22 protein-coding genes are annotated in these 20,975 nt (G+C 40.2%); 18 read left to right on the top strand and 4 right to left on the bottom strand.

What is annotated here, in order from left to right:
- The 5 genes from HJP15_RS10795 (at position 1) to ruvX (ending at position 3,372) form a co-directional block, all read left to right on the top strand.
- Complete coding sequence (locus HJP15_RS10795; protein ID WP_054203194.1) at positions 1 to 474, top strand: hypothetical protein; 474 nt, start codon at positions 1 to 3, stop codon at positions 472 to 474.
- 85 nt (positions 475 to 559) lie between these two features.
- Complete coding sequence (rsmE, locus tag HJP15_RS10790) at positions 560 to 1,294, top strand: 16S rRNA (uracil(1498)-N(3))-methyltransferase (RefSeq protein WP_170173765.1); 735 nt, start codon at positions 560 to 562, stop codon at positions 1,292 to 1,294.
- A 55-nt stretch (positions 1,295 to 1,349) separates the two neighbouring features.
- Positions 1,350 to 2,303, top strand: coding sequence for a glutathione synthase (gshB, locus tag HJP15_RS10785; protein WP_170173764.1), 954 nt, complete (start codon positions 1,350 to 1,352; stop codon positions 2,301 to 2,303).
- A 27-nt stretch (positions 2,304 to 2,330) separates the two neighbouring features.
- Positions 2,331 to 2,888 carry a YqgE/AlgH family protein gene (locus HJP15_RS10780; RefSeq protein ID WP_054203145.1) on the top strand — a complete coding sequence of 186 codons (558 nt, stop codon included), beginning with the start codon at positions 2,331 to 2,333 and terminating at the stop codon, positions 2,886 to 2,888.
- A gap of 37 nt (positions 2,889 to 2,925) precedes the next feature.
- A complete protein-coding gene (gene ruvX, locus HJP15_RS10775; RefSeq protein WP_054203144.1) occupies positions 2,926 to 3,372 on the top strand; it encodes a Holliday junction resolvase RuvX in 447 nt (148 codons plus the stop codon).
- On the opposite strand, the gene HJP15_RS10770 is transcribed toward ruvX, so the two are convergent.
- From HJP15_RS10770 to HJP15_RS10760, 3 genes are read right to left on the bottom strand one after another with little or no spacing between them, the layout of a single operon-like run.
- On the bottom strand, positions 3,335 to 4,294 hold the full coding sequence (locus tag HJP15_RS10770; RefSeq protein ID WP_249365848.1) for a hypothetical protein: 960 nt from the start codon (positions 4,292 to 4,294) through the stop codon (positions 3,335 to 3,337). The two genes, ruvX and HJP15_RS10770, sit on opposite strands and share 38 nt — an antisense overlap.
- A gap of 1 nt (position 4,295) precedes the next feature.
- The gene (locus HJP15_RS10765; protein WP_054203143.1) at positions 4,296 to 5,426 is read right to left on the bottom strand and encodes a PilT/PilU family type 4a pilus ATPase; all 1,131 of its coding nucleotides are present in this window, start codon (positions 5,424 to 5,426) and stop codon (positions 4,296 to 4,298) included.
- 21 nt (positions 5,427 to 5,447) lie between these two features.
- Positions 5,448 to 6,488, bottom strand: a complete 1,041-nt coding sequence (locus HJP15_RS10760) for a type IV pilus twitching motility protein PilT (protein ID WP_054203142.1) — start codon at positions 6,486 to 6,488, stop codon at positions 5,448 to 5,450.
- A gap of 2 nt (positions 6,489 to 6,490) precedes the next feature.
- On the opposite strand from HJP15_RS10760, the gene HJP15_RS10755 reads away from it, so the two are divergent.
- The 8 genes from HJP15_RS10755 to HJP15_RS10720 all read left to right on the top strand — a co-directional run bounded on the left by HJP15_RS10755 (position 6,491) and on the right by HJP15_RS10720 (position 13,569).
- Complete coding sequence (locus tag HJP15_RS10755; RefSeq protein ID WP_054203141.1) at positions 6,491 to 7,204, top strand: YggS family pyridoxal phosphate-dependent enzyme; 714 nt, start codon at positions 6,491 to 6,493, stop codon at positions 7,202 to 7,204.
- A gap of 15 nt (positions 7,205 to 7,219) precedes the next feature.
- Positions 7,220 to 8,041: a pyrroline-5-carboxylate reductase gene (gene proC, locus HJP15_RS10750; RefSeq protein WP_054203140.1), complete on the top strand. Its 822-nt coding sequence runs from the start codon at positions 7,220 to 7,222 to the stop codon at positions 8,039 to 8,041.
- Positions 8,042 to 8,072: 31 nt separating this feature from the next.
- The gene (locus tag HJP15_RS10745) at positions 8,073 to 8,606 is read left to right on the top strand and encodes a YggT family protein (protein ID WP_054454534.1); all 534 of its coding nucleotides are present in this window, start codon (positions 8,073 to 8,075) and stop codon (positions 8,604 to 8,606) included.
- 50 nt (positions 8,607 to 8,656) lie between these two features.
- Positions 8,657 to 9,100: a DUF4426 domain-containing protein gene (locus tag HJP15_RS10740; RefSeq protein ID WP_170173763.1), complete on the top strand. Its 444-nt coding sequence runs from the start codon at positions 8,657 to 8,659 to the stop codon at positions 9,098 to 9,100.
- A 3-nt stretch (positions 9,101 to 9,103) separates the two neighbouring features.
- Positions 9,104 to 9,703, top strand: a complete 600-nt coding sequence (gene rdgB, locus HJP15_RS10735) for an RdgB/HAM1 family non-canonical purine NTP pyrophosphatase (protein WP_054203137.1) — start codon at positions 9,104 to 9,106, stop codon at positions 9,701 to 9,703.
- Positions 9,700 to 10,836, top strand: coding sequence for a radical SAM family heme chaperone HemW (hemW, locus tag HJP15_RS10730; RefSeq protein ID WP_170173762.1), 1,137 nt, complete (start codon positions 9,700 to 9,702; stop codon positions 10,834 to 10,836). The genes rdgB and hemW overlap by 4 nt, the downstream gene beginning before the upstream one ends.
- A gap of 82 nt (positions 10,837 to 10,918) precedes the next feature.
- Positions 10,919 to 12,751 carry a DUF885 domain-containing protein gene (locus HJP15_RS10725; protein WP_170173761.1) on the top strand — a complete coding sequence of 611 codons (1,833 nt, stop codon included), beginning with the start codon at positions 10,919 to 10,921 and terminating at the stop codon, positions 12,749 to 12,751.
- A 125-nt stretch (positions 12,752 to 12,876) separates the two neighbouring features.
- Positions 12,877 to 13,569 carry a hypothetical protein gene (locus HJP15_RS10720; protein WP_170173760.1) on the top strand — a complete coding sequence of 231 codons (693 nt, stop codon included), beginning with the start codon at positions 12,877 to 12,879 and terminating at the stop codon, positions 13,567 to 13,569.
- Positions 13,570 to 13,850: 281 nt separating this feature from the next.
- On the opposite strand, the gene HJP15_RS10715 is transcribed toward HJP15_RS10720, so the two are convergent.
- Positions 13,851 to 14,567: an SIMPL domain-containing protein gene (locus HJP15_RS10715; protein ID WP_054454538.1), complete on the bottom strand. Its 717-nt coding sequence runs from the start codon at positions 14,565 to 14,567 to the stop codon at positions 13,851 to 13,853.
- A 143-nt stretch (positions 14,568 to 14,710) separates the two neighbouring features.
- Here HJP15_RS10715 and HJP15_RS10710 point away from each other — a divergent pair, with 143 nt between their 5' ends.
- From HJP15_RS10710 to HJP15_RS10690, 5 genes are all read left to right on the top strand, one after another.
- Positions 14,711 to 17,377: a bifunctional acetate--CoA ligase family protein/GNAT family N-acetyltransferase gene (locus tag HJP15_RS10710; protein ID WP_170173759.1), complete on the top strand. Its 2,667-nt coding sequence runs from the start codon at positions 14,711 to 14,713 to the stop codon at positions 17,375 to 17,377.
- A gap of 10 nt (positions 17,378 to 17,387) precedes the next feature.
- Positions 17,388 to 18,320: a uroporphyrinogen decarboxylase family protein gene (locus HJP15_RS10705; RefSeq protein ID WP_170173758.1), complete on the top strand. Its 933-nt coding sequence runs from the start codon at positions 17,388 to 17,390 to the stop codon at positions 18,318 to 18,320.
- Between the two features lie 30 nt (positions 18,321 to 18,350).
- The gene (locus tag HJP15_RS10700) at positions 18,351 to 19,391 is read left to right on the top strand and encodes a tetratricopeptide repeat protein (RefSeq protein WP_170173757.1); all 1,041 of its coding nucleotides are present in this window, start codon (positions 18,351 to 18,353) and stop codon (positions 19,389 to 19,391) included.
- Positions 19,388 to 19,861 carry an FAD synthase family protein gene (locus HJP15_RS10695; protein WP_054203128.1) on the top strand — a complete coding sequence of 158 codons (474 nt, stop codon included), beginning with the start codon at positions 19,388 to 19,390 and terminating at the stop codon, positions 19,859 to 19,861. Before HJP15_RS10700 ends, HJP15_RS10695 begins: the two co-directional genes overlap by 4 nt.
- A gap of 157 nt (positions 19,862 to 20,018) precedes the next feature.
- Positions 20,019 to 20,966 carry an ion transporter gene (locus HJP15_RS10690; protein WP_054203127.1) on the top strand — a complete coding sequence of 316 codons (948 nt, stop codon included), beginning with the start codon at positions 20,019 to 20,021 and terminating at the stop codon, positions 20,964 to 20,966.
- Positions 20,967 to 20,975: the final 9 nt, after the last annotated feature.

Raw genomic sequence — 20,975 nt, 5'->3', positions numbered from 1 at the left:
ATGCCGTTTGAAGTAAAGAATTATCTACTGATAGATAACGATAGTGAATTCAGTCGGCAATTTACTGAGTCTTATTTTGCCAAACCAAACGCAAAGGTCCCAAGCACATTAGTTATCGCAGGTGCTAATACTCGTCACTTAGTAAAGCTGATGTTTGATGAACTAATCAAAGACTATTGCTATTGCGATTTTAATAATGAAATTAGCGTATCAGAACTTGCCAGTTATCTGCATGAGCATCACGATATTGCAGGGGTATTATTTAACCAAACTGACTATTTGCTCGCCGATGAAAAGCAACGCTTTATATTTAACTCGTTACACTCAATTCGTTTTTTAGTCTCAGAAAAAGAAGGAGGTTACCACTTTGAGCCCGTCACTGACGAAGCACAAAACAACCACCTTTCTTGCCAAACTGAAATAGCGGAAACCCCTCAAGATTTAGCCAAATTATACGAAAAGCTAAATAACTAATTACAGTCACGCCGCAATAAATATTTGCACCTAAGTGGTGACTTACATACCATAACGCCATTAACCCATTCTGTTAAAGGTCATCATGCGAGTTCCTCATATTTATCAAGCAAGCGACATAGTTATTTCAACTCCTCTTACTTTAGACGACGATGCCGCAGGCCACATTGGTCGAGTATTACGCATGAAAGTAGGTGAGCGTATATCGCTGTTTAATGGCTTAGGTGGTGAATACCTTTGTGAGCTTATTGAAGTGGGTAAAAAAACAGTGGTTGCAATGCCGCTAGAGTTTCATGACAAAGATGTAGAGTCACCATTGAGCATACATTTAGGCCAAGGAATTTCTCGAGGCGATAAAATGGACTTTACCATTCAAAAATCTGTAGAGTTAGGGATCACTGAAATCACCCCTATTTTTAGCCAGCGCTGTGGTGTTAAATTAAGCCCTGAACGACTAGCAAAAAAACACTTACAATGGCAAAAAATAGCCATTGCTGCTTCAGAGCAATCTGGCCGTAATCGTATTACCACTATCCACCCACCTATTGATATTAGCGATTGGCTTGTGCAAAGTAGCAACGAAATAAAACTTACTTTACACCCTCGCGCAGAGCACAGCATTAAAACAATTACAGTGCCTAGTAGCGGCGTACGCTTTTTAGTAGGCCCTGAAGGTGGCTTTACTGATGATGAAATAGCCCAAACCAAACAACAAGAATTTGTTGATATTCGGATTGGTCCTCGCGTGTTACGAACAGAAACTGCCGCTTTAACGGTCTTAAGTGCATTACAGCTACAATTTGGCGATTTAGCTAATTGAAATTAGTAGAACTACCCTCATATCAATAGCAACATATTCAGTAAGGCAAGCGAACATGGCAATTAAGTTAGGTATAATTTCAGATCCGATCAGCGGATTTAACATCAAAAAAGACACCGGATTTGCAATGATGATGCAAGCCCAAAGCCGTGGTTATGACATTTATTACATGGAAATGAACGATCTTTCATTACGTAAAGGCAAAGCCTATGCAACCGCAGCTAAAGCAACCGTATTTGATGATGAAAACCATTGGTATGAGCTTGAAGAAAAGGCCACTATTGCCCTAGCTGATTTAGATGTTATTTTAATGCGTAAAGATCCACCATTTGATACTGAATACATTTACGCAACTTATATCTTAGAACGTGCTGAACTTGAAGGTACACTTATTATTAATAAGCCACAAAGCCTACGTGATGCAAACGAAAAGTTATTCACCGCCTGGTTTAGTGAGCATACCCCTGACACTTTAGTTACACGTTGCAAGCACCAAATTCGTGCATTTTTGGCTGAGCATAAAGACATTATTCTAAAGCCTTTAGATGGTATGGGTGGCGCATCTATTTTCCGCGTGACTGAAAATGATGCCAACATTGGCGTAATTTGCGAAACACTTACAGAACACGGTAGCCGCTTTGCAATGGCGCAAAATTATATCCCTGAAATTAAGCAAGGTGATAAACGTGTACTTGTAGTCGATGGTGAAGTTATTCCATATTGCCTTGCTCGTATCCCACAAAATGGTGAAACACGTGGTAACTTAGCTGTTGGTGGCCGCGGTGAAGCTCGCCCAATTAGTGACTCAGATCGCAAAATTGCCGAAGCAGTTGCGCCAACATTAAAAGCGAAAGGACTTATTTTTGTTGGTTTAGATATTATTGGCGATAAGTTAACTGAAATAAACGTTACTGCTCCTACATGCGTAAAAGAAATTGAAGCAGCCTATGATATTTCAATCACAGGGCGCTTATTTGATGCGATAGAGAGAAAACTGAGCCATACTTAATTTTCAACATATTAAAGGGGTATCGTTATGCAATCATTAGAAAATCATTTTTTAATCGCTATGCCATCAATGCAAGACCCTTTTTTTAAACGTGCTGTTGCGTACATTTGTGAGCACAATGAAGACGGGGCGATGGGGCTGGTGATCAACCAGCCTATTAATATAACGGTTGGGGACTTACTCGATAAAATTGAAATTGATAACGATAAGTCTACACACGCTGCAAGCGTTGCTGTTTTTGCTGGCGGACCTGTAAAAACCGATCGTGGTTTTGTATTGCACTCACCCACACCAGGGTATGCTGCAAGCCAAGAGCTCAGCAGCGATATAATGATCACAACATCAAAAGACGTGCTCGCAAGCCTGACAACTCCTGACGCACCAGAGCAGTTTATTATTACGTTAGGTTACTCCGGCTGGGAACAAGGACAACTTGAAAAAGAATTGCTTGAGAACTCATGGCTAATTATAAAAGCTGACCCTGATATTATTTTTAATACTCCCATAGAACAACGCTGGGAAAAAGCTGTTGCAACGCTCGGCTTTGATATTAGCCAACTAAGCTCTGAAGCAGGCCACGCATAACAAGCCCTTATTTGGGCTTTAATTTCATAGAGACAACATGAGTAAAAAACAACTCAAACCCAAAGGCGAACGTACCGTTATGGGTTTTGATTTTGGCACCACCAGCATTGGTGTTGCTATCGGCCAAGAACTAACCGGTACTGCAACGAGCCTGACAGCAATTAAAGCCAAAGATGGTATTCCAAATTGGGACTTTATTAAAAAGCATGTAGATGAGTGGCAACCTGATTTACTTGTCGTTGGTTTACCGTTAAATATGGACGGAACCAATCAAGAAGTCACTTTTAAAGCCAAAAAGTTCGCTAACCGTTTGCATAACCATTATGGACTACCTGTAGAGACTCAGGATGAGCGTTTAACGACCGCTGATGCAAAAGCACGCCTATTTGAACAAGGCGGCTACCGCAGCTTAGGTAAAGGTAACGTGGATAATATGTCTGCGGTTATTATTTTAGAGAGCTACTTTGAGCAGGCTTATGGCTAACGGGTAAATTTATAATAAGCTTATCAGTCAAATCTGGAATAAAACCAGCTTGACGATAAGCTTTTTCAATTAGCCCTTGTTTACGTAATAATTGCAAGCCTTGTTGAAGTGATTTATAAGCCCGCTTGCCATCAGGATGAAGTTTTGAAACTACATAATGGCGACTATCATCTAGTAACATCAGCACCTTGGGGACGGCTTTTAAATTAATATTTTCAAGTATGTAGTGATTATTTATTTCAGGCATTAGTGGCATTAGCATAAAATCAATCCATTGCATTGACACCATTCTAACTTGGCTTAACCATTCATCTTCACGCGTTAAACTTTTTAAAGGCAAAGCGGATAAAGTATCCCAATCAGTACGCCAACGCGGTGTTGATACACTTGTTAATTGACTAAAATCAGATAGGTGTTTTATTTCAAATACTTTACAATTACTTGGTGATGTAAAAACCCCCGAAAAATACTCCCCTTTGCGTATCACTGGATCGCTAATAAACACTTTATCACTCAGTGCATTAGCATCCTGACTCCAGTAACTATCAAAACTAAGTAATAATTCACCTTGCTCCAATAATTTAGTGTTTCTAAAGTTAACTTTGCCAATTTGATAACTAAATTGTTTATTAAATCCACCAAGTAACAGAGCTTGTTGAGCAATAATCATATCAACAACGTCTCGTCGAATAAATTGCCCACTAAAATCATTGACATCTTGTACTTTTCGACCATTTAAAAAGCGCATGTAATCATGATAGACATCATCGCGAATATAAATTACAACGTTATTATCCGTAGTTTTAAAGTTCTTTATTGCTTCAGAAATCGCTACATCATCGCGCAATGCACTAACACTAAATGGCATACTCAATAAAAATATAAGTGCCGTAAAGAATAACCATTTAATGTTATTGATCATACTATGAACCTTTTTGATCTAACCCGTCGATTGTCACACCTTGTAGAAAACCAGCTCCTTGCTGTTCGTTATTTCTAAGTTTAATCATCAAGCGTAAATCATTTGGTGAATCGGCGTGATGCAAGGCATCAGCGTAATTGATACGCTGTTGCTTATAAAGTTCAAACAAGGCTTGGTCAAAGGTTTGCATGCCCATATCCTTAGCTTTTGCCATCGCTTCTTTAATACCGCCTATATCACCTTTTTTAATTAACTCGCCGATGATTGGCGTATTTAATAAGATTTCAATTGCAGCTACACGCGAGTTACCATCAGCTGTTGGCACTAGCTGCTGAGCAATAATGGCGCGTAAATTTAACGACAGATCATATTTTAACTTATCGTGTTTTTCTTTTGGCACTAAGTGCATAATACGGTCAATTGCTTGGTTAGCATTGTTTGCGTGCAATGTAGCAACACACAAATGACCTGTTTCAGCAAAGCTTAATGCGTATTCCATTGTTTCTTGCGAACGTATTTCACCAATTAAAATAACGTCAGGTGCTTGGCGTAAAGAGCTTTTTAAAGCTGATTCAAAGCTTTCTGTATCAAGACCCACTTCTCGCTGAGTGATAATGCTTTTACGATGCTCATGCACAAATTCAATCGGATCTTCTATTGTAAGAATGTGCCCACGTTGATTACGATTACGATAACCAAGCAATGCAGCGAGTGAGGTAGACTTACCCGTGCCTGTGCCACCTACAAACAACACTAAGCCACGTTTAGCCATTATCACATCAGTAAGTGTTGAAGGTAGCCCTAAATCAGCTACGTCAGGGATTTGAGTAACGATTCGGCGAATAACCATACCAGCGCGATCCCGCTGCCAAAAAGCAGATACCCTGAAGCGACCTTCTTCTGTCGCGATTGCAAAATTACATTCTTTCGAGCTATGAAATTCTGCTTTTTGCTTGTCACTCATCGCTGATTCAACGAACGCAAGCGATTCTTCGTCAGATATTTTTTCATCGCCTAACGCAATGAGTTCACCATTAATTTTAGCACTGACAGGAAGCTGGCTTGAAACAAATAAATCGGATCCTTGTTTATCGATCATCAGCTGCAAAAAGTAATTAAGAGAATGTGTCATTATAGTTCCTTATCGCTTTGCCTAACTGCCAAAGTTTGTTTTATCTTGTGCTTTAACACGCGCTTCAGCATTAGTAACAACACCATGATTAACTAAATTAATTAAACACTGATCCATGGTTTGCATTCCGTGCGATGCACCTGTTTGAATTGATGAATACATCTGCGCAATCTTGTCTTCTCTAATTAAATTACGAATGGCTGGAACACCTATCATAATCTCGTGCGCAGCAACACGCCCCCCTCCTACTTTTTTAAGCAGTGTTTGCGAGATTACCGCACGCAATGATTCCGAAAGCATCGAACGTACCATGTCTTTTTCATCACCAGGAAATACATCGATAATACGGTCAATGGTTTTTGGCGCTGATGTGGTATGCAACGTACCAAACACTAAATGGCCAGTTTCTGCTGCGGTCATTGCCAAGCGAATTGTTTCCAAGTCTCGAAGCTCACCAACCAAAATTACATCAGGGTCTTCACGCAGCGCACTACGTAGAGCTGCCGAAAAGCTATGCGTATCGCGGTGAACTTCACGCTGATTTATTAAGCATAACTTATTATCATGCACAAATTCGATCGGATCTTCGATCGTAAGAATATGGTGATGCTTATTACGATTAATATAATCAACCATCGCCGCTAATGTAGTTGATTTACCCGACCCCGTAGGACCAGTTACCAACACTAAGCCACGTGGGTTATCCGAAATAGTTTTAAAAATATCTGGCGCGCCTAAGTCATCAAGCGTTAATACTTCACTTGGAATAGTACGAAACACAGCAGCAGGGCCACGATTAGAATTAAATGCGTTAACACGAAAACGAGCAAGATTGGGGACTTCAAAAGAAAAATCCACTTCGAGGTTTTGCTCATAGTCCTTGCGTTGATTATCGTTCATAATGTCGTAAACTAGGCTGTTTACATCTTTGTCTTCCAGTGCTGGTATATTAATACGTCGCACATCACCATCGACACGGATCATTGGCGCAACCCCTGATGATAAGTGTAAATCCGATGCTTTATGCTGCACACTAAAGGCCAACAATTCGGTAATATCCATTTATGACTCCACAACTAACTGATAATTATATGGTTACAATAGCAGAACGACTTAAATCCGCCTATGCTAGAATTGCCATAGCGACAAAAAAATATCATCGTAATGAGCATGATGTCTGCTTACTAGCAGTATCCAAAACAAAACCTGCTGATTTCATTCTAGCGGCTTATCAACAAGGTCACCGAGAGTTTGGTGAGTCCTATGTTCAAGAAGCTGTCGATAAAATAACCCAATTAGCAAATTATAGCGATATTGTTTGGCATTTCATCGGTCCTATTCAATCAAATAAAACGGCCGCTGTTGCCGAAAACTTTGATTGGGTGCAAAGTGTTGATCGTGAAAAAATAGCCAAACGTTTAAATGATCAAAGGCCGATAAATAAGGCCCCTCTTAAAGTATTAATTCAAGTAAATATAAGCTTGGAAGACTCCAAATCAGGTTGCCACCCAGATGATCTAGCCGCATTAGCGCAGTTCGTTAACGACAGCCCCAATTTAGTTCTGCGTGGGCTAATGGCAATCCCAGCAAAAACTGACGACCCACAGCAACAAATACAATATTTTGAGCAATTACGTGCTTGCTTTGATAGACTTAAGGCCCAATATCCTCATATAGACACCTTGTCGATGGGGATGAGTGGCGATGTAGAAGCTGCAATAGCTGCAGGCTCAACCATGGTACGCATCGGCACGGATATTTTTGGCCAACGAAGCTAAGGTGATAACTAAGATATGTCAGATAAAACAATCGCATTCATAGGCACAGGTAACATGAGCTATGCCATCATTGGTGGCATGGTAAAAAAAGGATTTGCTGCCTCCAATATTATTGCAACAAATCGTAACCAAGAAAAACTCGCTAAGGTAGCAGCGGATTTCGGGGTGAACACCACCTCAGATAATAACGCAGCGCTTCGTGATGCCGACGTGATTGTCCTATCTGTTAAACCACAAATGATGGGGGATTTATGCAAATCATTCCAAGATTCAGGTGTAGACTTAAGCGATAAGCTATTTATTTCTGTTGCAGCAGGCTTAACAGTTAAACGCTTACGTGAAATGTTAGGTCAGGACGTTAAAATGATCCGCTGTATGCCTAATACACCGTCATTGCTTGGTCGTGGTGTGTCTGGCTTATTTGGCGACGGTGAAACGGCCGATGAGCATGCTTTTGTACAACAAGTATTTGAATGTACAGGTATTGCGGTTTGGGTTGAAAAAGAGTCTCAAATTAACGATATCATTGCGGTTACCGGTTCATCACCAGCGTACTTTTTCTTATTTATGGAAGCCATCGAAGAAAAAGCCAAAGCGCTTGGCTTTAGCGATGAAGATGCACGCCGCTTAGTGCAGCAAACCGCGCTAGGGGCTGCTGAAATGGCAGTATCACAACCTGATATCAGTATTTCTCAGCTGCGCGCTAACGTAACATCTAAAGGTGGTACCACACATGCTGCTGTTGAACATTTAAAAGCACAAGGTTTAACAGGTACCGTCGCTGATGCTATGGATGCTTGTATTGCCCGCGCAGAGCAAATGGAACAAGAACTTTAAAATTTCTCAGTTTTATATTTAAGGTAATATTATGAATGCCATGCAATTTTTAATTGGAATTGTTTTTGATCTGTTTTTAATGGTCGTGTTACTGCGCTTTTGGCTGCAAACGGCTAAAGCTGATTTTTATAACCCTTTGAGCCAATTCGTTGTCAAAGCAACCTCTTTTGCAGTTAATCCTCTACGTAAGATTATTCCTGGTTTTGGAGGGTTAGATTTAGCCTCTCTATTATTGGCATTCATCGTTGCAGTCGCAAAGGTTTCAACATTGCTATTGATCATTTATGGCGGCTGGTCTGCACAGACGGTATTTATTACTGCATTAGTAACGGTTGTCAAAGAAGGCTTAAACTTAATGTTTTGGGTGTTAATTATTCGCGCTCTATTAAGCTGGGTAAGCCAAGGTTATAACCCTATTGAAGCGGTATTCCATCAACTAACAGAACCTATGCTTAAGCCAATCCGTAGGGTACTGCCGCCTTTAGGTGGTTTTGACCTATCAATTGTAGTGCTTATTATCAGCCTACAATTCATACAAATTCTATTTATGGATTTCATTGGCTAATAACCTCATTTCCCAGAGGCCATTGTGGCCTCTTTTTTTAAGAGTCATTTATGAAAAAACTAGCCAGTATTTTATTCTTCGCACTTGCGGGGATTACCTTTAGTGCTCACAGCGAACAAATACAAGGTGCTCAATATAAAGAACTTGGCCCTTGGCAAGTACACTACATTGCATTCCCATCCACGTTTATTCAACCACAAATTGCAAAAGCGTATGATCTCGAACGCAGTAACTACAAAGGCATTGTTAATATCTCAATTTTAAAAAACAATGCAGATAAAACAGCGCAAATTGCGACTCTTAGTGGCACAGCTAAAAATTTACTTGGCAATAAACAAACCCTCACATTTAAAGAAGTGATTGAAGGTGAGTCTGTTTACTACCTTGCACAAGTGAAATTTACCAACGAAGAAATTTTGCGTTTTGATATTGAAATTAAACAAAGCAATCAATTTCAAAAGCTGCAGTTTCAACAAAAATTCTATGTAGATTAAATCATGACAAAAACCTTAGTTTTAGCCACAGGTAACCCTGGAAAGGTTAAAGAATTAGCACAAATGCTAAGCCCACTAGAAATAAACGTTGTGCCGCAAAGTGACTTTCACGTCAGTGATGTTGCAGAGACTGGCACTACCTTCGTTGAAAACGCGATAATTAAAGCGCGTCATGCGGCTAAAGAAACTGGCCTGCCCGCGATTGCTGATGATTCAGGGCTGGAAGTTGATGGCCTAAACGGCGCACCTGGCGTGTATTCCGCTCGCTTCGCGGGTGTCGGTGCCAGCGATCAAGATAATATCAACAAACTTTTAAAAGAGCTTGGCGATAACCCTATTCGTACTGCACGTTTTTGGTGTGTTTTAGTATTAATGCGCCACGCTGATGACCCAACGCCACTCATTTGCAGTGCAAGCTGGGAAGGTCAAATTACATTAACGCAAGATGGCCAAGGTGGCTTTGGCTACGACCCTGTTTTTTATGTACCAGCGCTTCATTGCACCAGCGCTCAATTGACTAAAGAGCAAAAAAACGCGGTGAGTCATCGTGGTCAAGCGCTCCAAAATTTACTTATCGAGCTTAAGCTCAAAGGCGGCCTGTGAATTTGCCACCACTAAGCTTATATGTGCACGTGCCTTGGTGCGTCCAAAAGTGCCCATACTGTGATTTTAATAGCCATGGTCAAAAAGGCGAAATCCCCGAAAAAGAGTATGTACAGCATTTAATCGATGATTTAAAAGCTGATTTACACTTGGTACAAGGGCGTAAAATTCACTCCATATTTATTGGCGGCGGCACACCTAGCTTATTAACAGGTGAGGCATACGTTAACTTATTGCAGGCCGTTGATTCTTTAATAGGCTTGAGTGATAACTGTGAAATAACCCTCGAAGCCAATCCGGGTACAGTTGAAACTGGCCGCTTTAAAGAATATGTAGCCGCTGGCATTAATCGTATTTCGATTGGCGTGCAAAGCATGCAAGATGATAAGTTAAAAGCACTGGGTCGTATTCACGGTGCTGACGAAGCTATCTATGCAGCAACACAAGCACACGAAGCGGGATTAAACAGTTTTAACCTTGATTTAATGCATGGCTTACCGGGGCAATCACTTGACGATGCACTCGATGATTTGAAAAAAATCATTGCGCTTAACCCGCCGCATATCTCTTGGTATCAGTTAACCATTGAAGCAAATACAGCATTTGCATCAAAGCCGCCAACTTTACCGCCTGATGACACTTTATGGGATATTCAAGAGCAAGGCCAAGCGCTACTCAGTGCGGCAGGTTATCAACAATATGAAATATCAGGCTATGCCAAAGCCGGCTTTCAATGCCAACATAACTTGAATTATTGGCGTTTTGGCGACTATTTAGGAATTGGCTGCGGCGCACATGGTAAAATTACTGATGCAACCTCCGGCCTTATTACACGAACCATGAAGGTAAAACATCCGCGTGGTTATATGGATTTATCTAAACCTTATTTATTTAAGCAATGGCCGGTTGAACAAGACGACTTACCATTTGAGTTTTTTATGAATCGTTTTAGGCTTTTTGAAGCCTGCCCAAAAAATGATTTACATGCGCTTACAAAGTTATCACTACAAAGCCAGTCAGATGCCTTGAATCAAGCAATAAATAAAGGCCTACTGGTGGATATGGACACACATTGGCAGGTAAGCCAAAAAGGTCATCGTTTTTTAAATGACCTGCTAGAATTGTTTGTGTAATTACTTGTTCAAATTTAATGAACAATTACACACTAATAATAACGAACAACCTTTAATGGTTTCTAACAACAAAAGGGAAAACATGCGTAAACTTACCTTTATCGCCGCTGCAGTGAGTATTGCACTGCTAGGTGGTTGCCAGCAAACACCTGAGCAACAAAGTACACCAAGCGTACAAGCACAGCCTGTACAAAGCGAAATAGAAAAAGCCAATGCGTTTTTCGAAGATACCTTTAACCGCGATGTAATGAGCAGCCCGGTTTACCAAACTTATATGGGTATCAAACAAGATTACGACAAATGGGATGATGGCAGCGAAGAACGTGCCCTAAAAGACCTACAACAAACCAAAGACGATCTTGTCGCGTTAAACGCAATTAATCGTGATTTGTTAGATGACAGCACCAAAGTTAGCTATGATCTTAAAAAACAAGATCTTGAAAATAACATTGCTGATTTTAAATGGCGCTACCATAACTACCCAGTAAACCAAATGTTTGGTGTTCACTCGATGATCCCAGCATTTATGATCAACCAACACCAAATTGGTGATGTGTCTGATGCAAAAGCGTATATATCTCGCTTAAATGGCGTAACAACGGTTATCGATCAGTTAATTAAAGATTTAGAAACACGTGCTAGCAAAGGCATTATTGCACCTAAGTTTGTGTTTCCACACGTGATTGATTCAAGTAAAAACATCATTCTCGGTGCGCCATTTGAAAAAGGCGAAGATTCAACATTACTTGCTGACTTTAAACGTAAAGTAACGGCACTGGAAATTGATCAAGCACAGAAAGACAGCCTAATCAATGACGCTGAAAAAGCGCTTAAGTCGGCTATAAAACCGTCTTACTCTAAGCTAATTAATTATTTAGCGCAGCTTGAAAAGCGTGCTGACGATCGCGATGGTGCGTGGAAATTTCCTGATGGTGAAGCGTTCTACAACAACGCATTAGCACGTACAACAACGACTGACTTAACAGCAAAAGAAATCCACACTATTGGTCTTGCTGAAGTGTCTCGTATTCATGATGAAATGCGCGAAATTAAAGATAAAGTAGGCTTCAAAGGTGATTTAAAAGCGTTTATGCAGTTTATGAAAACTGACAAGCAATTTTATTACCCAAATACAGCTGAAGGTAAGCAACGTTATCTTGATGAAGCAACAGCAATGATCGATAACATGAAGACGCGTTTAGACGAGCTATTCATTGTTAAACCAAAAGCGGATTTAAAAGTAAAAGCGGTTGAAGCCTTTCGTGAAAAAGCAGCTGGTAAAGCGTTTTACCAACAACCAGCACCAGATGGCTCACGCCCTGGTATTTACTACGCAAACCTTTATGACATGGAAGCGATGCCAACTTACCAAATGGAAGCATTAGCCTACCATGAGGGTATTCCAGGTCATCACATGCAAATAGCAATTTCGCAAGAACTTGAAGGTGTCCCTAAATTCCGTAAGTTTGGTGGCTACACAGCGTACATTGAAGGCTGGGGTTTATACTCTGAATTAGTACCAAAAGAAATGGGCCTGTATGAAGACCCATATTCAGATTTCGGCCGTCTTGCTATGGAACTATGGCGTGCATGTCGATTAGTTGTAGATACCGGTATCCACGAAATGAAGTGGACTCGCCAACAAGGTATCGACTATTACGTGAATAACACACCAAACGCGACCTCAGATGGCGTAAAAATGGTTGAACGTCACGTTGTAATGCCTTCACAAGCAACAGCCTACAAAGTAGGTATGCTTAAGATTTTAGAGCTACGTGAAGCTGCGAAAGTGAAACTTGGTGACAAGTTTGATATTCGTGAATTCCATGACGTTGTACTAAAAAATGGCGCAGTGCCACTTAACGTACTTGAGAGCTTTGTTGATCAATGGGTAGCAAGTAAATCAGCTGCTTAACAACACATCAGTTACTATATTAAAGGCCGCAATTGCGGCCTTTTTGCTGTTTGTAAACCTAGTTAACAGCTTGACCTGTAAATGGTTTCAGCTAGGATAGAATAAACGATAATGAGGGAATACCAATGGATACATGTATAAAACAACTAACACACCAGTTACAGCACCACCAGCTACAAGCTGTTGTGGATGACTTCCCTACATTATCGTCACAGCAACAGAGCATGCAACTGGTACATTTATACCAAAGTGCACAACGGATGGATGTTAAGTACAGCTATTTGCAAAATGTAGCGACCCGAATACTTACAGAGCATCCATTTCCTAAAGATTTAATTAGTGAATTTAAAAGCACTGATTTATTAAGTTTTTTCACCCCGGGGCTTAAATTTAACAATGGCTTTGCACTGCAAAATGAGCAAAAAAACAATGTGATTCACACATTATTTAGCCACTGCGCAGCTAATAAACCTCCCTTTAATTATGTTCGTTCATTAATGTTATTTGAAAGCAATGAAAGCCTCTTACTTGCACTTACACAAGCAAATAATGCAGGATTAACGCCTGTTGCATGTTACATCACGTGCAATGTTGAACAAGCCAGTTTACCTAAGCACGAATTTTCCGCACTGCTCGCGCTGATGGAAGCTCAGTTTAAGCAACATGAAAATATCAATACGGCTGCATTTTTAAATGCGCTGATCAACCTAAAAAACACTCTTTCGAGCCACACACTTAATGAATACACGGTATTGTTAGCAAGCGCTTACCTGCGTTGCAAAACAGACAAGATAGAAACTTACCTTCAACAACATTAATAAAAATGAGCGAGCGTGAACACCTAATGTTAATTCAAATAACGCCTTCAAATGTTCACATTGCCATTTTATATTAGGCCGTGTTGATCTTTGCGGATTGAAATTTATTCAATCTAGGAGAACCCTTTGGACAGCGCATGTTTGGAATTTATACTGCGTTATCGCCTATTTATGGGGAATAACCACACATCATAGGCGCTGCTTTGCCTAAATAAAAAACATACGGCTGCAAAATCAATCACGAAAGATCAACGCGCCCTAACCGCCACACGCGCGGTAAATCAGTCAGATAAATAATATTCAACACTTGTTACAACGCGGATCTTTTTAAGTTGTGGTGTGTTTGAATCTCGATCCGAAATACTAAACTGACCTTGGCGTGCTGTTTTAATTTTACCTAACTTTGATTGCGAATCTTTGGCAAATTTAATCGCAACTTCACGCGCTTTTTCAGTCGCTTCTTGCACCATGGCAGGTTTAACATCGTTTAACCCCGTAAATAAATATTCAATACGTGTGTCATAACTATCTTGCACAATGGCAATCCCTTGCTTAGCCAATTGCCCTACTTTCGCTAAAGCATTTTTAACTTTATCTGGCTGCGATGAATAAACGGTTACACTCGCGCGTGCTATATATCTAAATTGCTGGTTTTCAGCGCCATATTCTCTTGCTTGTTTATCTACAATTGATTGCGCGCCTCGACTAATTTCGTCATCATCAAAGCCATGTAGCTTTAAAAAAGCAATAACGGCATCATTTTTTTGCTCAATGCGCGCTACTAACTTTTCAAGGTCGTTGTCAGCATCACTAAATTGCAATGGCCAAATTACCGTATCCGCTGCCACTTCTATTTCTGCAAGCCCTTTCACTGTGACAGTACGCTCCATATTTTTTACATCAATTGCAGCACTTTTTAAGATCAAGCCCAAACCTAATAACCCAACGGCTAATACTGCAGCAGCCACAGTCAAACTGTTGCTTTGTGATTTATTCATTTATAACTCCTTGATATAGATCTAGCTAAGACTCATTGCCACTCGAAACTTCGTGATAAACAGGTTACATTAATGAGTATAGATTGGGATATTAGAGTGTAAGTATCTAAACTTAACTCGCCCTGTACAGCAAAGGAAAAGCAATGAGTGTAAAGCGCATTAGTCAGTTTTTTAATCCAACCTCCGTAGCCGTTATTGGTGCTTCAAACAATCAAACCCGTGCTGGGTTTGTTGTAATGCGAAATTTATTACAAGGTGGCTTTAAAGGGCCGATAATGCCCGTTAGCCCGTCACACTCTGCAGTGCATGGTGTGCTTGCTTATCCATCCATAACTGACTTACCAAAAATACCTGACCTTGCGGTTATTTGTACCAACAAGAACACTTTAATAAATATTATTAATGAGTTAGGTGAGCTAGGATGTAAAAATGCCATTGTTATTGCTGCGGGCTTAAATAAAGAACAAAAAGAGTCTCTGCAACAAGCGGCACTTACCGCTGGCGTTTCTTTACTTGGCCCTAATTGCCTCGGTTTGCTTATTCCTCACTTGGGGCTTAACGCGAGTTTCTCACACACAGTAGCAAGCCCAGGTAAACTGGCGTTTATTTCTCAATCAGCCGCTGTATGCTCAACTATTTTAGATTGGGCTAAGCATAAAGAAATTGGATTTTCATATTTTGTATCCGTAGGTGACTGCCTTGATATTGATTTTGCAGAGCTGCTGGATTTTTTAGGACGGGACGCCAAAACCAAAGCTATTTTACTTTATATTGATAACATTGAGAATATCCGCAGCTTTATTTCCGCTGCGCGGGCTGCGGCATTTAGCAAACCCGTTATAGCGATTAAAACGGGAAAAACAGCCGCAGGTGCACTCGCGGCTGAAATACACACCGGCGGACAACAAAGTTCTGATGCCGTGTATGATGCACTATTTCAACGTGCCGGCATGTTAAGAGTTAATGATTTAACCGAGTTATTTGCAGCAACACAAACTCTCGCCATGCACCCTAAATTATTAAAAGTTGAACAGCTGACCATTTTAACTAATGGCGGCGGCCCTGGTGTAATGGCTGTTGATAGCCTATTACAAAGCTCAGGAAAGCTCACACAACTGAGCGAGGAGACACGCGCCGCGCTTAATAAAGTCATTCCACAATCAGATATGACTTCAAATCCAGTTGATATTTTTGGTGACTCAGCCCCCGCACGCTATCAACAAGCATTAGAAATATTACTACACGCTAAAGAAGTGAAAAACCTATTAATCATTCATACACCATCGGCACTGGCACCCAGTGAAGACTATGCGCATATCATTGCGCAGACTCTTAACAAACTCCCGCCAATGGCGCGCCCTTATGTGATCACCAACTTTATGGGTGAAGATGCTGCTTATGCTGCTAGGCGTTTATGTAGTAACAATAGCATTCCAACCTATCGTACCCCAGAGGGCGCTGTCAGAGCCTTTATGCATTTAGTGAGCTATCGTCGTAACCAAAAGCATTTAACGCAAACGCCTGAGTCAAATACGGACGATGCGAAAATAAATAAGCAAGCAGCTAAAGAAACCGTCAATGAGTTTTTAGAAGAGCAACAAAGCTATTTATCAACTCATCAGGCAAGTCAAATATTGACTCATTATGGCGTTGAATGTATTCAAACTGAAGTGGCTTACACCCCCACAGAAGCCAAAGAGCAAGCAATTGAATTAGGTTTTCCTGTCGCCCTTAAATTAATTAGTCCAAGCATTCCCTCTAAATCAGAAGTCGGTGGTGTGGTGCTGAATTTAAATGATGCTCAAGAGGTAGAGCAAACCGCATTTGCGATGTTATTAAGAATACGAAACACCTACCCCGATGCAATTATTGAAGGTTTCTCGTTACAAAAAATGGCACCGAGAGCTGGCGCGAATGAACTGCGAATTGCCGTAAAAACTGAACCTAACTTTGGTCCTGTTATACTTCTTGGTGAAGCAGGCACAGGCTTAGAATTTGCTCAAGCAGCGGTCGCCCTGCCACCATTAAATATGAACTTAGCAAAATATTTAATTGCTGCGGCACATGATAAAGGTGTGCTTAAAGATCGCATTCTGCCAGAGAAGGTTGACAAATATCGCTTATGCGCACTTTTAACGCGTATTTCTCAGTTAGTTATTGATCAACCTGACATCACTTCTGTTGAGTTAAACCCTATTTTAGCCAGTAACGGGCAATTTTTAGTCCTTGATGCAACCATGACCTTGAATCGTTATAAAATACAGTCGCACCGTAAACGACTCTCCATCCGCCCTTACCCTATTGAACTAGTTGAACATGTCACATTAAAAAATGGTAGCGCCGCCATATTACGACCTATCAAACCTGAAGATGAGCAAGCCCATCAGGCATTTGATCAATCATTGAGTAAAGAAGATCGTTATAAACGCTTTTTTGGAGAACTGCCACAATTTAATCATGACCAACTCGCTAAAATGACGCAGATTGATTATGACCGTGAAATGGCCTTTATCGTCACTCAAGAGCAATCGGGCGAACACCTTACTTTAGGTGTATCTCGTGTTTTAATGGATCCTGATAAAGTTCATGCTGAGTTTGCGATTGTAGTGCGATCTAATTGCCAAGGACTCGGATTAGGAGGAATGCTTATGCGTGCTGCGATTGCTTATTGCCAAAGCCAAGGGGTGCAATTTATTGAAGGGATCACGCTGCCTGAAAATACCGGCATGATCGAGCTTGCTCGTAAACTTGGTTTTAAGATAACCCGTGATTTTGAAGAAGGCAGTATAAACATGGTACTGACACTATAAGGCGCTTTAGTTGAAAGTAACGACTTGGAGGCACTGGCCAAATATCGACTTAGATGCTGACTTACTCGCTGAGTCAGTTATTGCCTATCAAGATATTCATGATCATTGCTTTATTAAACTAAGCTGTAATAGTAATAGTGTATGCAGTGCATTTGGCATTAAACGACACTTTCAACATAACCCTTTGGGATCAGTTGAAAAAAACAGCTATGTTTATAATTTATCAGCTTTATTAAATGATGAAAAAAGCCCTAAAAAATTAAACGATTGCCCGCAGTTACTCATAAATATTGAAGCACACAAACGTGTTAGCGAACACCCTAGCAGTATCAATAAAGCATGTTTTGCAACGGTTTACTCTCCGCTTTATCACTTAAATTCAATGTTGGGGGGAACATTAACAGCAGCCCAATTAGAGCACGCATCTTATAAAAAAATGTTATCTTTATTAACTGATATTACAGCGCAATATATTGACGCTTTACTGTTAATCAAAAATGTTAGAATTTACTACTGCAGCTTTCATGCGAGCGCTGCATTTTGCAATTATGAGCAATTTAAAACTCTCGTAGCCCCATATGATGAACAATGTATAACGCAATTACCCCACCAGCACCACCTTATTCATTATCATTGCAGTGCACCTATTTATTTTGATTTCCTTGATAGTAAGAAGTTCTCATTACTATCAATTGATGATTGTGATGATGTTATAGCTATAAAGGCTTTACTGACTCGCTTTCCTGATATTACATTTGTAGGGCTATTGGATAAATTATTATTACCACACCCACTTAAAGCAAAAGAAATTGAACGAATTTTTTCATCTTGCAGCCGCCATTTGGATTTTAATAGAGTCATTATCGCCCCAAGCTGTACTCTACCTTTAAGCATTAAAAACAATACATTATTAAAAACATGTTCTATTGTAAAAGGACTGTGAATTAAGTTTATGCCTACGGAAGATAAACAATTGACTACTATACATGCCGAGTTAATAAAGGCCGTTGAGTTATACCAACAAAACCAATATCAATTAGCGCGGGGGCAGTTTGAGTATGTACTGAGCCAAGATAACTCATGTTTGATTGCACATCGTTATTTGGCCGAAATCGCACTGATAGAAGGCACAGCAAAAAATCACATAGAATCATTGATAGCTTCCTTAGCGGCACACCCAACATCAAGCGAGATTAGCCATACGCTAGGCATGTGCTACCAACAAGCACGCGAGCTGCCCCAAGCAGTTGAGCAATATCGCCATGCACTAGAGGTGCTGTTAAACACGCCACCTAATCATAGTTATAAACCAAAACCAAACGTTGAATTCGATACCGAAATACATGAAAGCTTACTATGGCAAACCCTTGCTCTTTTTCGTCAAGCAAATATTAAATCCTTTGCCACCGCCGGTAGCCTACTAGGCATAATACGCGAAGGCGCAATCCTACCTTTTGATAAAGACATTGATATTGGGGTTGATTGGGGGCAAATGGAGCAAGCCATTACACTTTTAAAAAGCCAAGGTTGGCATGAGCATATGCGATCCTATGATTTAATTAACCCTCGCTGCTTTGCCCACCCCGATGGGGTGACCATGGATCTTTGTGGCTTTGGCGTTGATACCGTCAGTCAGCGTACTATTTGCGGGCTTTGGATGAGTGATATTCCCTTTGAGTGGAATAGAATTACAGAGTATCCAACTATAAATTTAGTCGAAAAAATAACTCCCCATGGCAATGTATGGCATCTAGCCCAACCTGAACTAACGCTAAATGCACTTTATGGAGATTGGCAAACACCCGACCCACTTTTTGATACAATTTTATGTGCAAAAAACATTCGATCATTTTCGTTATTAACCCAGTGCTTTGTGTATTCAAGACTTTATAAATTATGCCTAATGAGCGAATGGGGAAAATTAGAGCACACATTAAACCAACTTTCTTTTTTTGATAAACACGACATATTAATAAATAAACTCACCGATAAAGCCAAAAGTATGCAGACATGACCCTAAACTCAGAAAATAAAAGTAACTATAATACACGCTGCTTAGCCCTGGGTGTGTTTGACTTATTTCATATTGGTCATTTAAATTACTTAAAGTTTGCTAAAGCCCAAGGCAGTGAACTATTTGTTGCTGTTGCGCCAGATGACTTGTGCTTTGAAAATAAAAAAACATTTCCCATCATCAGCCAGCATGAAAGAATGTCCATAGTAAGCGCATTGGCGATCGTGGATCATGTGGCCTTAGTACCAAGTCCAATTATAAAGACCCAGAGCGCTTGTAGGTGGATAAAAGCATGGGGAATTAATAAAGTAGTTGTTGGTGGGCAATGGCAAAACAGTGAGCGCTGGAATGAAGCTGCGAATGCATTACAAGCGCATAATATTGACGTTATGTTTGCACCACAAACCCCTGATATTTCGAGTACTGATATTAAGCAAAAAATAATCACATACTGCTCAGAGGTTTTATAATGTGTATACCCAAACCACCTCAAGATGCGAGGTTCTGTTGGAATTAAAAGGGGCTGCCATTATTACAACGTATCATTATTACAACGTATAGTCGTATATTTTTTGCATATAATTACTAAAACTGAAACAACAATATTTTTGAACACACGGATTTAATTTGAATAATTTACGTAAACGCACAGCTCTATTTTTCGAAGGCAACGGTGAATACCGTAAAGTGGGTCATTACATTGATGTATTTCTAATATCATTGATCATGATAAATGTGGTTGCGATTGTGCTTGAGTCTGTAATCAGTCTAGCGCAGCAATATAAACATGAGTTTTTATTACTAGAACTGATCTCTGTGAGTATTTTTAGCATTGAGTATTTATTAAGAGTGTGGTCGTGTGTTGAGCGTATCGAATACACGAGTATGAAATGCAGTAATTTAAAGCGCCGTATTAAATATGTATTTTCACCATTGGCATTAATTGATCTTATAGCGATTCTACCCACCTTATTAATGTTTTTTATTACTTTCGATTTACGCTTCTTGCGGGTATTTAGACTATTACGTGTTTTTAAGCTCACTCGTTACTCAAGAGCAATGCAGCTGCTTTTACAATCATTTCGTGATGAAAGCAGCTCACTTATGGCTGCATTTTTTATTATGGCGGTGGTGCTTATTTTAGCTTCATGTGGGATTTACTTAATTGAACATGATATTCAACCTGATAAATTTGGCTCTATTCCCGCTGCTATGTGGTGGGCAATGGCTACTCTGACAACCGTTGGCTATGGCGATGTGGTGCCCGTTACTCCACTAGGGCGTTTTTTTGGTGGTCTAATCACATTGCTAAGCATGGGCATGGTAGCAATACCTACTGGCTTATTAGCGTCAAGCTTTTCTGAACAACTACGAAAACGTAGGATCATGTTTAGCGATGCAGTACATGAGCGCCTACATGACGGTCAAATTGATGACGACCAAGCAGAGTACCTAGAAAATTTACGCTGTAAATTAGGTTTAAGTAAACAAGAAGCAAATAAAGCAATTAAAGTTCAACTTAGCTCTCGCTCAAAACACTTATACTGTCGCCATTGTGGTGAGCGCCAAGATTAAAGTACGTTA

The organism is Pseudoalteromonas sp. NEC-BIFX-2020_002 (genome assembly GCF_013002825.1).
In the GTDB taxonomy this organism is placed as follows: domain Bacteria; phylum Pseudomonadota; class Gammaproteobacteria; order Enterobacterales; family Alteromonadaceae; genus Pseudoalteromonas; species Pseudoalteromonas neustonica.
Note: the sequence above shows the minus strand (reverse complement) of the source record. Positions and strands in the feature narration are given on the sequence as shown.

Bases quoted from the DNA above. Each gene is read 5' to 3' on its own strand.
- HJP15_RS10795 (WP_054203194.1), top strand. From the start codon at position 1: ATGCCGTTTGAAGTAAAGAATTATCTACTGATAGATAACGATAGTGAA.
- rsmE (WP_170173765.1), top strand. From the start codon at position 560: ATGCGAGTTCCTCATATTTATCAAGCAAGCGACATAGTTATTTCAACT.
- gshB (WP_170173764.1), top strand. From the start codon at position 1,350: ATGGCAATTAAGTTAGGTATAATTTCAGATCCGATCAGCGGATTTAAC.
- HJP15_RS10780 (WP_054203145.1), top strand. From the start codon at position 2,331: ATGCAATCATTAGAAAATCATTTTTTAATCGCTATGCCATCAATGCAA.
- ruvX (WP_054203144.1), top strand. From the start codon at position 2,926: ATGAGTAAAAAACAACTCAAACCCAAAGGCGAACGTACCGTTATGGGT.
- HJP15_RS10770 (WP_249365848.1), bottom strand. From the start codon at position 4,294: ATGATCAATAACATTAAATGGTTATTCTTTACGGCACTTATATTTTTA.
- HJP15_RS10765 (WP_054203143.1), bottom strand. From the start codon at position 5,426: ATGACACATTCTCTTAATTACTTTTTGCAGCTGATGATCGATAAACAA.
- HJP15_RS10760 (WP_054203142.1), bottom strand. From the start codon at position 6,488: ATGGATATTACCGAATTGTTGGCCTTTAGTGTGCAGCATAAAGCATCG.
- HJP15_RS10755 (WP_054203141.1), top strand. From the start codon at position 6,491: ATGACTCCACAACTAACTGATAATTATATGGTTACAATAGCAGAACGA.
- proC (WP_054203140.1), top strand. From the start codon at position 7,220: ATGTCAGATAAAACAATCGCATTCATAGGCACAGGTAACATGAGCTAT.
- HJP15_RS10745 (WP_054454534.1), top strand. From the start codon at position 8,073: ATGAATGCCATGCAATTTTTAATTGGAATTGTTTTTGATCTGTTTTTA.
- HJP15_RS10740 (WP_170173763.1), top strand. From the start codon at position 8,657: ATGAAAAAACTAGCCAGTATTTTATTCTTCGCACTTGCGGGGATTACC.
- rdgB (WP_054203137.1), top strand. From the start codon at position 9,104: ATGACAAAAACCTTAGTTTTAGCCACAGGTAACCCTGGAAAGGTTAAA.
- HJP15_RS10725 (WP_170173761.1), top strand. From the start codon at position 10,919: ATGCGTAAACTTACCTTTATCGCCGCTGCAGTGAGTATTGCACTGCTA.
- HJP15_RS10720 (WP_170173760.1), top strand. From the start codon at position 12,877: ATGGATACATGTATAAAACAACTAACACACCAGTTACAGCACCACCAG.
- HJP15_RS10715 (WP_054454538.1), bottom strand. From the start codon at position 14,567: ATGAATAAATCACAAAGCAACAGTTTGACTGTGGCTGCTGCAGTATTA.
- HJP15_RS10710 (WP_170173759.1), top strand. From the start codon at position 14,711: ATGAGTGTAAAGCGCATTAGTCAGTTTTTTAATCCAACCTCCGTAGCC.
- HJP15_RS10695 (WP_054203128.1), top strand. From the start codon at position 19,388: ATGACCCTAAACTCAGAAAATAAAAGTAACTATAATACACGCTGCTTA.